The following is a 14,212-nucleotide window of genomic DNA, read 5'->3' as shown; positions in this document are numbered from 1 at the left end:
CCATTTCTTCAGATTTGAAACAAGAAAATGAGTGGAAATTCAGCCATTTTCTGTATTTTGTAAAAAGCGGCATTCTTCGGTACTTTTCTAAGAAACATTTGAGTCCTCATATTTATCTATTTACAATACATAAATTTTGAACTTCCGAAGTATGCCTATGAGCTATTGGCTTTTACAGAACTTTATACTAACCAACTAATCAATTGAGGAAATGACCGTCAAATCATTGCAATCAAGAGCGCATATCTTAGCAAAAACAGAATACCAAAAAGAATTACTTTCAGCAGATATCAATTTTCAGGAAAAAGCACTTCCTTTTTTTTCTGAAACACTAAAAACACATGGACATTCAGATTTTCTAAGTGGAGAAATAGAAATTCTTCAAATCAACTTGGGAAAAATGTGTAATCAGGTTTGCGAACATTGTCATGTTGATGCAGGACCTGATCGTGAGGAAATTATGACCAAAGAAACGATGGAGTTTTGTTTGGCAGCTTTGAAGGACTCAACCATTCAGACAGTAGACTTGACTGGTGGTGCTCCAGAAATGAACCCTCACTTTTTATGGTTTGTAGAGGAAATCCGAAAATTGGGTAAGGAAGTTATTGTCAGAAGTAATTTGACAATTTTAAATGCGAATAATAAGTACAAAACTTATCCGAGCTTCTTTAAAGAAATGGGGGTGACAGTTATATCCTCATTACCTTGTTACACAGAGTCAAATACAGATAAGCAACGTGGCGATGGTGTTTTCAAAAGATCAATAGATGCTTTAAAAACCTTGAATGCTTTGGGGTATGGAAAGGAAGGTTCTGATTTTGAATTGCATTTGGTGTATAACCCAGGAGGTGCTTCTTTACCAGGTTCACAAGAAGGCTTGGAAAGGGATTATAAAAGAGAATTGATGGAAAACTTTGGAATCAGTTTTAATCAATTATTTACAATCACCAACCTTCCGATTAGTCGTTTCTTAGATTTCTTGATACAGAAAAATAAGTATGAAGAATATCTGAATACATTGATTGAGGCTTTCAATCCTGCAGCCGTAAATGGTGTGATGTGTAAAAACACGATATCGGTGAGTTGGGATGGCTATCTATACGATTGTGATTTCAATCAGATGTTGGAAATGAAAGTCAGTGAAAAAGCACCAGAGCACATCAAAGATTTTTCTGTAGACAAATTAACACAAAGAACGATTCAAGTGAATCGTCATTGTTTTGGTTGTACTGCTGGAGCAGGCTCAAGTTGTCAAGGTACAATCGTATAAAATTTAAATACTCATCACAACTTACAATGAAAATCTCAAGTAGTTTTTTACTAACTCTTTTATGGGGTTATACTCTTTTTTCAATTTCTTTTTTAGCTGAAGCTCAACATGCCGATCATCGTTGTGTGACCTATGAAAGAGATTTAGCGAAAAGAGCGGACTTTCATATGAAAAGTATGTCTTTTTTTGACAGGTGGGTAACAGTAAATAAAATTGCTGTTAGGAGTTCTTTTAGGACACAATCAGAATCAATTACGTCAAGTAATCCACTCCGATTACAAGTAATATTTCATATTATCCATAATGGAGAAGTAGAAGGAATTGGTACGAATATAAGGGATGATCAAGTTTATTCTCAGCTGGAAGCAATGAATGAAGATTTTCATTTGAGAACTGCAGAGGCTGAAAATATACCCGATGTTTTCAAGGACGTAGCCACGACTATTCCGATTGAATTTGTTCCTGCCGCTTTTGACCCGAACGGTAATCCTTTAGATGAATTAGGTATCAATAGGGTTTTGAGTGATCAGAGTAGTTGGTCTTTTAATTCTTTAGATCAAGTCTTGATTCCTCAAATAATTTGGGATACTGAAAAGTACTTGAATGTATTTGTCGCTCGATTCAACAACTCAGATTTGGGTTATGCTTTTTACCCGACAGGTACATCAATTGACGATATTGATAATGTAAACCATGTTTTTGGAAGTCAATTTCGAGATGGCTTAGTAATGAGTTATCTAGCACTGGGCTCAAACTTCACTTCATACGGAGACAGATTTGATTTGTATGAAGATTTTGAATACGGTCATACCGCTTCACATGAAGTAGGACATTATCTAGGTTTGCATCATATTTGGGGGTATAGTGATAACTCAAATTGTGAGCCAGAAAATGATGATTTTTGTGAAGATACGCCTTCTCAATCGTCTTCAAATTTGGATATCGGTTCACCTTGTGCATTTCCAGGTCCAGACCGTTGTGATGATGATGATTTGCCAGATATGTTCATGAATTTCATGGATTATTCTTTAGACGTATGTATGAGTATGTTTACGCTAGACCAAAAAGAGCGAATGTTTACCGTCTTAGAAAATAGTCCTAGGCGTAAAACATTAGGTAAGGGTGTGCCATTGGCTGATATTTCATTGGAGGTTCGAGTGGATGAGCGAAATGAGCGTACAATTCTATGGTCAAATAATGGAGAGACAGATGAGGATACAGGTTATCTAGTGGTAAGAAAAAGATTTAATACTGAAGAAGTGAGGTATCTTACTTTTATGGATAGAGCAGAAGGTGTGTTTGTAGATTCAGATTTTTTAGAAAGAGCAGAAGAATATTATTATCAAGTATTTGCGGTAAACACATCTGGGTATTCAAAGCCATCAATAAGTATAGATGCTACAGGAAGTCCGATTACTTCTTCAGATGATTTTTATACACCTAGTCTAGAGTTAATTATCGGTCCGAACCCAAGTACAGGAACAGTATCTTTAAGTGGAAGTGTGATTTGTATTGGGAAAGAATTCCATTTTGCTCTTTATAATACCAAAGGACAATTAGTGTTAGAAAAAAGTGTTCTTCCTAATTCAGAGACAGTTTCTCTAAATTTAGAGCATCTTCCAAAAGGAATTTACCTACTTAAAACGCTCTCAGAAAATAGCCAAGTAAAACGTATTGTCTTACAGTAGCTCTTTTGAATTGAGTTTGACGAAAGCCACTATTTCTTAGAAAATGGTGGCTTTTTCTTTTACATCTGTAGTCAATTTTGTCAGTTTACGATCTTCTTCCTTATCTTCGTCGAATATCAACTGAGTTTATCAAGGCATATTATTTATGAAGAACATCATTCTTTGGAATATTCTTTTAATGGCGGTTTCATTTGGTGTGAAAGCACAAGAAAGTACGCAAACCATAAAAATTGTAGGGGTTGGAGATATCATGATGGGTACTTATTATCCCGATGAGTCATATCTACCGCCAAACGATGGAAAAGATATCATGAAAGATGTTCAGCCATATTTGAAAGATGCTGATATCACTTTTGGAAACTTGGAAGGAACATTCTGTGATGAAGAAGGTGAAATCAAGAATTGTAGCAACCCGAAGAATTGTTATGCTTTCAAAATGCCTGAAAGGTATGTGAAGTATTTGACAGAAAGTGGTTTTGATGTGATGAGCGTAGCCAACAATCATGTGAATGATTTTGGACGTACAGGAAAGCAACGTACAGCAAACGCATTGAAAGGAGAGGATTTATATTTTGCAGGTTTGTTGGAATATCCTAAAACATTCTTTGAATTTGATGGAATTCGTTATGGTTTTGCTGCTTTTTCACCCAATACAGGAACAGTAAGTATTAATCAAGAAGCGAGGGCGGAGCAAATTGTAAAAGAATTAGCAGCAGAAGCTGATATTGTTATCGTCTCTTTTCATGGAGGAGCAGAAGGGAGTAAATACCAACATGTAACGAAGAAAAGGGAAATCTTTTTAGGAGAGAATAGAGGTAATGTCTACGAATTTTCTCATCGAATGATTGATGCAGGAGCAGATATTGTATTTGGACATGGACCTCATGTTACTAGAGGTGTAGACGTTTATAAAGATAGATTTATAGCTTATAGTTTAGGGAATTTCTGTACTTACGGAAGGTTTAACCTATCGGGAAGCAAAGGAATAGCACCTATCATAAAATTGGAAGTAACTCCTGAAGGAAAATTTATAGAAGGAAAAGTCATTTCTACTCGTCAGATTGGAGAAGGAATTCCTAAGATTGACCCAAGCAATAGAGCACTTAAAGAAATCAAAGCTCTTACAGCGACTGATTTCCCAGAAGTACCTTTGGAGTTTCAAGATGATGGAACATTCCGTTTGATTCAGCAATAAGATAAAAAGCCTTTAAAAAGTGAGAGACGTGCAAAAGCACGTCTCTTTTTTATTGAATCAGGATAGAAAGATATAAAAAGGAAACTTAGAAAATTCTATGATGCTCTAGACGGTCTCGGGATTTGGATTGGCTCAAGATCAGTCTGAGGAATATGAATACTCGCTGCTTCAACGATTGGTTGAACGAGCTTATCATTAATTTTTAATGCTTTAAATAAGGTAATGGTCAGTAAGAATGTGAGTACATCAGCGAGTGGAAGTGCCAACCAAATTCCGTTTACTCCCCAAAACTTAGGAAGTACAGAAATACTGATTGCCATAAATACAATTCCTCTGCAAATTGAAATGGTATTAGCCAAATTAGCTCTGTTCATAGCTTGTAGATATGAGATATTCATAAAATTGGCTCCTACAAAAACAACTGCACTAGTGTACAAAAACAGTCCATTGGCAGTGTAAGGAATGATAGCCTCTTCTCCTGTGAAGACACTTACAATGTATTCTGCATATAAGAATGTCAGTAGAAGAACCACAAGTGTGAGAGTTAGAGCCACTTTCTGGCCGAAACGATATACCTCGATAACACTTTTATATTCTTTTTGACCAAAATAATTACTCACAAGTGGTTGAATTCCTTGAGCAAGCCCAATGAAAAACATACGAGGAATCACAAATATGTAAGCAATAATTCCAAATGCAGCAACACCTGTTTCACCTTCAGATTTAATGAGTGCTAAATTGACCAGAACTGTAATTACCATTACAGCAGCTTCTAGGATAAAAGATGAGAAACCTAGACTACTGATTTTGTAAATAGAGTCCCAGTCAATTTGCTTGATTTTCAAATCCAATTTGAAAGATGAATTGAAGAAATGACTCGCTAAATACAATGCTGAAACCACTTGAGCAATTGCAGTGGCAAAAGCACCTCCCTCAATTCCCATATGTAGCTTGAAAATAAAGATATAGTCCAGAATTACGTTGGTAACAGCACCTATGATCAGTGAATACATGGCTTTTTTAGGTGCATTATCATTTCTCACGAAAGCATTTAATGAAAATGAAATCATCAGAAAAAATGCAGCAAGTAAACATGGATACAAGTAATCCTTTACTAGTGGAAGTAGTCGGTCTGTTGCACCAAATGCATACATAATTTGGTCTGGAAACAAAAAGACTATACCACTTATAACACTATATACGACAAGGTTTAGCAGTAGCGTATAGGTGAAAATTCTATTTTTCTTGATTTGATCATCAGGATTTAGGGCTACAAATGTTGCTCCGCCTACTCCAAACATGAGACCCATAGCAGCTAGAAGGTTAATCACAGGATATCCTACATTAATAGCTGCAATTGCTTCCGTACCAATTCCTCTGGCAATGAAGATTCCATCTGCTACTACGTAAAGAGAGTTGACCAGCATTCCTAATGCCGATGGTAAAGCAAAACGGTAAAACTGCTTTCTGAAAGTACTTTTACTATCCAGATTAGCTTTAGGTATTTTTACTGAACCTGTTGACATTTCTATAATTATTAATTGATTTTTTTAATCAAAAATTAGGGCTAAAAATGAACTAAAATAAAAATCGTAAAACACTGATAAATAGTGGTTTTTGGTGTGTTTCAGATTTTGGTGCGGCAAAAGTAAGATGAAAAAATTAAGACGCAATCATCGGAAGGTGTTAGACGTACAACTTTAACTATTGTTATCGCTTCAGTCTTAATATTTGGAAATAGTAGTTTGTTGATTTTTAGTATTTATAGATTCAAAATGAGTGTTAGATAATTAAAAAAGGCATCGATTATCATTAGAATATTCGATGCCTTTTCATATAGATTTCAAATAGCTTATAGACTACTTTCAAGAAGTTTAGAGATTTCTTGAGTAATCTTTTGCCATGTATCTGGAGGACATTTTGTAGAAATGACCCATCTCAATTTTAGGAAAGTATATTCCGAATGTTGTAAAGCCGTAGTATAATCTGTATCCAATGACATTAATTCTTCCTTGGTTACATCATATTTTTTATAAGTAGCCAATTGCTCATCGGTCAGTTTTTGCATTGCAATTAAGCGTTTTGTCGTGCGGTTAAAACGAGAAATATATTTAAGGATTTCTTCCTTATGAGACTGATTTTCGACTAGTTTTTCAACAGTAGCATTGAGCTTTTTCGTTTTTTGATCTATCGTACTTTGCTGACCTGAAATATATTTATCTAATCTTTTTAATCCCTTTGGAGAATAAGTTAATAATTCTTCGCTAATGGCAGACCATTCGTCTTCATCTAAGATTTGAAGGAGCTGTAGATGATTCTCAATGCGTTTTGTTTTCCTTGCTTCAAATTCCGAATCAATTAGATCAAAGTGTTTTTCTAGCTCTTCTTCACTGATAAAAATATCTTGGTTAGATTCGATAATTTGTTGAATCTGAAGATCACTTTTTTTAGTAGACTGCAGCCAAAAATTTTCATAATCTATAAGTAGACTATCGGCGGTGAGTATCTTTTCTCGATCAGCTATATTTTTCTGAAAACTCTTAGAAATACTTTTGAATTCGATGGGTGGAAATGTTTTTGGTGCTATCAAAGAGCTGATCCAAAAAGTAAGGAATGCGATTAACATGTAAATCTGATTGTCTGAATTTTTGTTTGTTATTGTGAAGCGAAGGAATAGAAAATTGGTTAGAATACGGATGAATGAAAGGATACATTAACAAAAAGTAAAGTGGCCTGATACTCTCTATTTGGACTTTACACGTACTTGAAAGCAGATAAATAAATTGAAATTTACTTGATTTTGACAAGATGAAAGAGACTCAATATCCAATATTAGAACTACCAGAAGACGGATTAATAGATGATGTTGAGAAATATAAACAAGTACTTGGAGGTACATACTGCAAGAATGAATTGCATTTTGATAATGAGCTTTTGAAAGGCAAAATTTTTAGTACCTCAATTTCAGATGAAGTTTCAGTCAGTTTTTATGAAACAGAATTTAAAGAAACCGCTATTCTAAGACGTTCTGAAAATGAAAATAGAGATGCGATTCGGATTAACTTTTTACTTGAATTAGAATCAAATCGTGACATAAATATCAATGGGGCATCGTATAACTCGGGTATAGGTCTGATTTTAGGAAAGCAAAAAGAAACTTATATTATCCCTCAAGGAAAAGCCAATTGGATGGTTTTTCAGTTTACACAAAAAATTCTGAAGGAAGCATACCCAAGCGAAGCCGCCGAGCTTTTGCAGAGTTATTTTAATGAACAAGAACTAGTCTTATTTTTTGAACAGCTTAGAGCGCCTTTGAAAAAAAGAGTTTTACAGATTCAACAATTACTTTCAGAAAGACCGTATTTGTTTTTTTATGAGGTAAAAGGAATTGCTTTGGATCTCTTTGTAAAAGCGGGTAAACTATTTTATGAAAGAGTATTAATTGAAAAAGGAATACAATTGGTAGACTCCGAAACGATGGAAGCTCTTTTTAAAGTGAAATCGATTCTAGAACAATCCGTAGACAATCCTCCAACCATAGAGGCGCTTTCGAAAGAATCGGGAATGAACATCAGAAAACTTCAGCGTCTTTTTAAACAAGTATTTGGATTGACTGTGTTTGGGTATTTGAATGTGTATAGACAGGAAGAAGCATTGCGATTACTCCAAAATTCTACATTCAATTTCTCAGAAATAGCTGATCAGTTGGGCTATTCTAGTTTGAGTCATTTTTCATCATCCTTCAAAAAGTATCATGGAGTTCCCCCGAAAGATTTCAAAATGCTGATTCAAGACTTTAGGTAAAAAACGCTTTTTTATAAATCAGAGTCGTTTTTTTGAAAGTCATCAAGATTGAAAAAATAGACATTTGTAATGTATTCAATCCTGATATGCTTGTAAATGAAAAGGACTAAATACATTAACCTAATTTATTATCAATCAATATGACTTCAAAAGATTTATTAAAAGGCTTAGGATTAGGCTCTGCACTTATAGGGGCGGCCCTTCCTTCAGTGGCAGAAGACGGTGGTAAACCAGAGGCTAAAAAGAACGAACGTCCTAACATTCTTGTGATTTGGGGAGATGACATTGGTGTACATAACATTTCTGCTTACAATCATGGTATTATGGGCTACCAAACTCCAAATATTGATCGTTTGGCAAAAGAAGGAGCGATGTTCACAGACTACTACGGACAACAATCGTCTACTGCTGGACGAGCGTCTTTCATCACAGGACAACACCCGTTTCGTACAGGCCTTTTGACAATCGGTATGCCTGGTTCTGATCATGGTATTCCTGATTGGGCACCAACACTAGCCGATCTTTTGAAAGAATATGATTATGCAACAGCTCAAATGGGTAAAAACCACTTGGGTGACCAAGATAAACACCTTCCTACAAATCATGGTTTTGATGAGTTCTTCGGTAATCTTTACCACTTGAATGCTGAGGAAGAGCCTGAAACGTATTACTATCCGAAAGACCCAGAGTTCCGTGAAGAATTTGGACCAAGAGGAGTAATCAGAGCATCTGCAGATGGACCTGTAAAAGATACAGGACCAATGACGAGAAAGCGTATGGAAACAGCAGATGAAGAGTTTCTTTCTGAAGCAATGGGTTTTGTAGAGAAGAATGCGAAAGCAGAACAACCATTTTTCTTGTGGATGAATACAACGCGTATGCACGTTTGGACTCGCTTGAAAGAAGAAGCAAAAGGACGTACTGGTATTGGTATTTACCCTGATGGAATGGTAGAGCATGATGATCATGTAGGAATGATCTTAGATCAATTAGAAGAGCTTGGAATTGATGACAATACAATTGTAATCTACTCTACAGACAACGGAGCCGAGACCGTAACATGGCCTGATGGAGGTATTACACCATTCCACGGAGAAAAAGGTACAACTTGGGAAGGTGGATTCCGTGTACCTGCATTGGTAAGATGGCCAGGTGTTATTGAGCCAGGTACAAAAATCAATGAAATCATGTCTCACGAAGACTGGATACCTACTTTAATGGCAGCAATTGGAGAAGATAATATTGTAGAAGACCTTAAAGAAGGACGTGAGTTTAATGGAAAAGAATGGAGAGTTCATTTAGATGGGCATAACTTCTTACCATATTTCAAAGGTGAAGCTACGGAAGGACCTCGTGAAACAATCTACTACTTCACACAGGCAGGAGAGCTAAATGCTGTACGTTGGAATGACTGGAAAGTGAATTTTGCATCTTATGAAGGTAATATTGCTACTGGAGTAAGAACAATCACAAACTGGCCCCAATTGGTACACTTAAAAGCTGATCCTTACGAGAAGGCAGTTCACGAATCTTCTATGTATTTACGTTGGTATGCCGATAATATGTGGCTATTTGTTCCTGTAAAGCAAAAAATAGGAGAGTTCTTCCAAACTATTCCAGGACATCCTTTCCAAGAAGGGCAAAGTTTGAATGCTGCAGGAATTAGTTATCAGTCAATGAAGCTTCAGAAAATATTGACTCAAGCAGCCCAAAATGCTCCAAGAAACTAAGGATACACCATCATAGTTGAATAATACCTCGCCCTATTCAGTGACTGCTGAATAGGGCTTTTTTGAATTAATGCTTTTTATACATTTACCATTTATAAATTCCCACTTCTTAAATACTCTTAATCAACCCTTAATGAGTTTTTTAATTTTAATAATTCAAACTCATTACATTTATTAACATGTGCTTTTAAATACTTTAGACGATACTTTATAAATTCGTATTTATAATCAATCTAAATAAGGGGTTAAATAATTTAAAATTGGCAAAAAGTAAGTTCAAAAGCATGATGGGTGAAATCCATCTTTGGTTAGGAGTAGCGAGTGGCTTAGTTCTTTTTATTGTCTGTTTGACAGGAACGATACTTACATTCCGATTAGAAATCAGACATTTTCTGAATGATGGATGGCATGTAGAAGTTCCTGCGAATAAGGAATTTTTGTCTATCAACAAAGTTGCTTGGCAAGTTCAGAAAGCAGAAAAGAAAGGCGTTAAATCGATCTATGTTCCAGCAGAAGATGATAAACCATATGAGTATGAACTAAGACCTGAAAAAGGGCAAAGATTCGGGAAAGTACTCCGAATAAACCCTTATGATGGAACAGTGTTGTCAGAGGGGAACCCTAAAATAGACGATTTCTTCCGTACAATGACACAACTTCACCGTTGGTTATTGTTGCAAGATGTTCGATACGGAGAGAAAAAAGATATTATTCTAGGAAGACATATCGTTGGTTGGTCTACGGTCATTTTCATTATAATTTCTCTTACAGGACTTATTTTATGGTGGCCCAAAAGATGGAAACAACTAAAACATGGCTTAAAGGTAAAATGGAATGGAAGTGCCTACAGACTGAATTATGACCTCCATAATACACTTGGTTTCTATACTTTACCACTTTGTCTTTTGATGGCTTTTACAGGTTTGTTCTGGTCCTTTGGTTGGTATAGAGATGCTGTTGAGCCGATTATGGGTGCAAAGTTTGGACAAGCTCCATTTAGACCTGCAAAAATTGAACGAGATAAATCAAAACGCTTATTGTCACCAGAGGCAGCCATGGAAAAGGCCGGCTTAGTTATAGATCACGAGCACGGTACATACATTAGTTACCCTCGTACCAGATCAGGAGCGATAAGTGTTACCCAACAAGCAGAAGGTTATGAGTGGATGCCATACGCAGAAAATGTATATGAAATTCATTCTGAAACTGGAGAAATACTCAACCAACAACTTTTTAAAGACTTTACTTTTGGTGAAAAGATCGCCAACCAAATTAAGCCTTTGCACTTAGGTTCTTTCGCCGGATCTTTTAGTAAGTGGATTTATTTTATCACTTGTTTGATCGCTACTTCATTCCCGATTACAGGGATAATCATTTGGCTAAAAAAGCTAAAGATTAAGCGAAACAAAAAGCAAAAGCTGAAAAAGAAGAAAACACTACAAGACGCATAGAGGAGAATGATTTTTACAGAGAAACAAACTTCTGAGAGTCGAATTTTAAACTCTCACAGTATCCTTTTTGCCTTTTTTTTACTGATAATCTTATCTCCTGTTGAAGGTTTTGGACAGACAGTTACGATTTCTGGAAAGGTGACAAATGCTCAGACCGAAGAACCCTTGATTGGAGCTACGGTATTGGTAAAAGGAAGTAGGCAAGGTACAATCACTGATTTTGACGGCACTTATAAAATTTCAATTTCTAGCAAAGACCAAGTCGAACTCTTGTTTTCATACATAGGCATGAAAACAAAAGCGATTGCGGTCGGGAATCAGACTGTCGTAAACGCGAGTTTGGAGCAGGATGAAGAAATGCTCGAAGAAGTAATTGTAGTAGGTTATGGCAATGAAAAGACCAAAGAATCTATTGTAGGTAGTGTCAGTAAAGTAGAAGCTGAAGACCTGCGAATGGAAATTACAACGCAGAGTGCTGACCAATTGCTAGAAGGTGTAGTGGCAGGGGTGCAGGTTCAGAAAGAAAGTGGAGATATTGGTGCTCCTGTAAGTATAAAAATTCGTGGACAAGGTTCACTTTCTGCAGTAACAAATAGTGATATTGTAGCTTCTTCAGAACCGCTTTATATTCTAGATGGAGTACCTATGTACGATATCTATGAGCCAAGTTCAGCAAATCAGTTTGGAGATTCTAAAATCAGTGTACTTTCTATGATTAACCCAGATGATATTGAAAGTATTACAGTACTTAAAGATGCAACAGCAGCTGCTATTTATGGTTCGAATGCTTCTAACGGTGTTGTTTTAATTACCACTAAAAAAGGTAGAAAAGGTAAAATGAAAGTAGACTTTTCTCAAACAGTGAGTATTTCAAATGCGATTAACCAAGTAGAAATGCTGAGTACAGATCAGTATGTTGAACTTTTTATTGATACTTATACGAACTCTGGGTATACAGAAGCAAGAGCTTACGAAGAATTGTACAGACTAGGTTATAATCCTGATAAATATGTAGATACAAACTGGCGTGATATTTTATTACAACAAGCTGTAAGTACACAAACTAACTTGTCTCTTTCAGGAGGAGTGGAAAATATAAATTACCGTATTTCTACCACTTATGGAGATTACGAAACGATTACTCAAGGGAATCTGGCACAAAGATTTACAACACGTATGTCTTTAAATATAAAACCTTCTGAAAAATCGTTTGTCGATTTCAATATGGGATTTAGTTACCAGAACAAAGAAGTAGTTCCATATTCAGCATATCCATTTTTCCCTTTTCTTTCTCCCTACAACGAAGATGGCTCATTCAATAATTCAGCCCCTTTTGATAGGCAATTGAACCCTGTAGCTGGTTTACATCAGAATAGTCAGTGGAATAAAAACTATTTAACAAATGGAAGCTTGAAGGTTGGTTATAATATTATTGATGGACTGACAGTAAGTAATATGCTAGGGATGGATGTGTATCACAAGCAGTCTTACACTTTTGCCTCTAAAGAAAATGGAAAAGGATATAGTAGGGGAGGTTACATTACAGATTATAGAGAGAATAATGTAAAGTGGATTAATGTATCTCAATTGAGTTATGATAAGAAGTTTGCAGACAAGCACATTATTTCTAGTTCAATTGGGTTCCAGATTGAGAATAGAGAATTATCGGGTCTGAGAGCACAAGAAAGTAATTTAGCTACGGAAAAAGTCACTATTCCGGGTTTGGGACCAAATGAGAATACCTCAGTTTCTGGTACACAACATTCAGAGGGTAGTATCAGTACTTTTGGTCGTTTGGATTATACATATGATAGCCGATACAACTTTGCTGTAAGTGTTCGACAAGATGCTTCAAGTATGTTTGGTGGAGATTACTCTGCCGATATTTTTACATCTTTTGGTGCTTCTTGGGTTATTTCGAATGAAGCATTTATGGCAAACTCACCATTTAGTTTGCTGAAATTAAGAGGTTCTTATGGTAAAACAGGAAACTCTAGAATTGGTAGTTATGCCTCACAAGGTTTGTATTCTTATAATTCATCTGGTTATAACGGAAGTATCGGTTTAACTCCTTCTACTTCTCCAAATCCCGATTTAGGATGGGAAAACAGGTATAAGTCAAATCTTGCTGTTGATATGGGATTCAAAAAATTCAATGTCACTGTAGAATATTATCATGACTATATCAGAGATGCAATTTCAAGCATGGCAGCTATTCCTGAGGCTGGTTTTAGCTCTGTGTCAGTAAATACTGCAGACATGATTAACCAAGGGGTGGAACTTACCTTGGGTGCAAATCATATTGAAATTGCGGATGGTTTCCATTGGAATTCAAATTTCAATATTGCGACCAATAAGAACGAAATTACAAAACTAGCGAATAGTAAAGATTACTTTACGGAGTCTACTTACTATGCAAATGGTCTTTTTGTAGGGAAAGATGTATCCAGCTTTTTAGGTTCTGTGTATCATGGCGTAAACCCTCAGACGGGAGCTCCTCAGTGGATTTTAGCTGATGGAAGCATTTCAGAAGATGGAAAAACTGCAAATGATATTGAGAACCGCCAAGTTATCGGGAAGAGCAACCCTGATGCTTATGGTGGATGGATGAACACATTTTTCTATAAAAACTTTCAACTAGGAGTGAAGCTTACTTACGAAATAGGTGGAGAGCTTATTTTACCTTATGAATATGTCTATGACAACTCAGATGGAAAGCAAATTAATGTTCGTAATCAATCTGTGAATCAATTAGACCGTTGGCAGGAACCAGGAGATATAACTAATGTACCAAAACCTACGCTATCTACTTATAACTCAAAGTATAGTACGAGGTTTATGTACGACAGAACGCATATCAAGCTTCATAGTATTAGTTTAGGTTATAATTTCCCTTCTAAAATCTGTAGTAAGATTGGAATGTCAGCCTTGAAACTGACTGGAGAGGTTGTCAATTTGGGGTATTGGTACAAAGAAAAGTCGGAAGAAGGTCGTAATGGCTTAAAAGAATACCGTTATGCTTTTCCCGAAGCCCGTTCTTTCACATTTGGTCTAAAAGCAAGCTTCTAATTTAA

At 36.0% G+C, this 14,212-nt stretch carries 9 protein-coding genes; 7 read left to right on the top strand and 2 right to left on the bottom strand.

Annotated features, from left to right (window positions below; genetic code table 11):
- The first annotated feature begins 211 nt into the window (after positions 1 to 211).
- The 3 genes from arsS (at position 212) to BC781_RS04575 (ending at position 4,153) form a co-directional block, all read left to right on the top strand.
- Positions 212 to 1,270, top strand: coding sequence for an arsenosugar biosynthesis radical SAM (seleno)protein ArsS (arsS, locus tag BC781_RS04585; protein WP_109616046.1), 1,059 nt, complete (start codon positions 212 to 214; stop codon positions 1,268 to 1,270).
- 26 nt (positions 1,271 to 1,296) lie between these two features.
- Positions 1,297 to 2,958, top strand: a complete 1,662-nt coding sequence (locus BC781_RS04580) for a zinc-dependent metalloprotease (protein ID WP_109616045.1) — start codon at positions 1,297 to 1,299, stop codon at positions 2,956 to 2,958.
- Between the two features lie 145 nt (positions 2,959 to 3,103).
- A complete protein-coding gene (locus tag BC781_RS04575) occupies positions 3,104 to 4,153 on the top strand; it encodes a CapA family protein (RefSeq protein WP_109616044.1) in 1,050 nt (349 codons plus the stop codon).
- Between the two features lie 95 nt (positions 4,154 to 4,248).
- On the opposite strand, the gene BC781_RS04570 is transcribed toward BC781_RS04575, so the two are convergent.
- Positions 4,249 to 5,679, bottom strand: coding sequence for an MATE family efflux transporter (locus BC781_RS04570; RefSeq protein WP_109616043.1), 1,431 nt, complete (start codon positions 5,677 to 5,679; stop codon positions 4,249 to 4,251).
- Positions 5,680 to 6,005: 326 nt separating this feature from the next.
- Positions 6,006 to 6,779, bottom strand: coding sequence for a hypothetical protein (locus tag BC781_RS04565; protein ID WP_109616042.1), 774 nt, complete (start codon positions 6,777 to 6,779; stop codon positions 6,006 to 6,008).
- 182 nt (positions 6,780 to 6,961) lie between these two features.
- On the opposite strand from BC781_RS04565, the gene BC781_RS04560 reads away from it, so the two are divergent.
- From BC781_RS04560 to BC781_RS04545, 4 genes are all read left to right on the top strand, one after another.
- The gene (locus tag BC781_RS04560) at positions 6,962 to 7,957 is read left to right on the top strand and encodes a helix-turn-helix transcriptional regulator (protein ID WP_109616041.1); all 996 of its coding nucleotides are present in this window, start codon (positions 6,962 to 6,964) and stop codon (positions 7,955 to 7,957) included.
- Positions 7,958 to 8,097: 140 nt separating this feature from the next.
- Positions 8,098 to 9,687, top strand: coding sequence for an arylsulfatase (locus BC781_RS04555; protein WP_109616040.1), 1,590 nt, complete (start codon positions 8,098 to 8,100; stop codon positions 9,685 to 9,687).
- Positions 9,688 to 9,947: 260 nt separating this feature from the next.
- A complete protein-coding gene (locus BC781_RS04550; RefSeq protein ID WP_146201620.1) occupies positions 9,948 to 11,138 on the top strand; it encodes a PepSY-associated TM helix domain-containing protein in 1,191 nt (396 codons plus the stop codon).
- 6 nt (positions 11,139 to 11,144) lie between these two features.
- Positions 11,145 to 14,207 (top strand): SusC/RagA family TonB-linked outer membrane protein, encoded by a 3,063-nt coding sequence (locus BC781_RS04545; RefSeq protein WP_109616038.1) that lies wholly within the window; start codon positions 11,145 to 11,147, stop codon positions 14,205 to 14,207.
- The last annotated feature ends 5 nt before the right edge of the window (positions 14,208 to 14,212 follow it).

The organism is Sediminitomix flava, from assembly GCF_003149185.1.
In the GTDB taxonomy this organism is placed as follows: domain Bacteria; phylum Bacteroidota; class Bacteroidia; order Cytophagales; family Flammeovirgaceae; genus Sediminitomix; species Sediminitomix flava.
Note: the sequence above shows the minus strand (reverse complement) of the source record. Positions and strands in the feature narration are given on the sequence as shown.

Excerpts from the sequence above, each read along its gene's own strand:
- arsS (WP_109616046.1), top strand. The coding sequence starts at position 212 with ATGACCGTCAAATCATTGCAATCAAGAGCGCATATCTTAGCAAAAACA.
- BC781_RS04580 (WP_109616045.1), top strand. The coding sequence starts at position 1,297 with ATGAAAATCTCAAGTAGTTTTTTACTAACTCTTTTATGGGGTTATACT.
- BC781_RS04575 (WP_109616044.1), top strand. The coding sequence starts at position 3,104 with ATGAAGAACATCATTCTTTGGAATATTCTTTTAATGGCGGTTTCATTT.
- BC781_RS04570 (WP_109616043.1), bottom strand. The coding sequence starts at position 5,679 with ATGTCAACAGGTTCAGTAAAAATACCTAAAGCTAATCTGGATAGTAAA.
- BC781_RS04565 (WP_109616042.1), bottom strand. The coding sequence starts at position 6,779 with ATGTTAATCGCATTCCTTACTTTTTGGATCAGCTCTTTGATAGCACCA.
- BC781_RS04560 (WP_109616041.1), top strand. The coding sequence starts at position 6,962 with ATGAAAGAGACTCAATATCCAATATTAGAACTACCAGAAGACGGATTA.
- BC781_RS04555 (WP_109616040.1), top strand. The coding sequence starts at position 8,098 with ATGACTTCAAAAGATTTATTAAAAGGCTTAGGATTAGGCTCTGCACTT.
- BC781_RS04545 (WP_109616038.1), top strand. The coding sequence starts at position 11,145 with ATGATTTTTACAGAGAAACAAACTTCTGAGAGTCGAATTTTAAACTCT.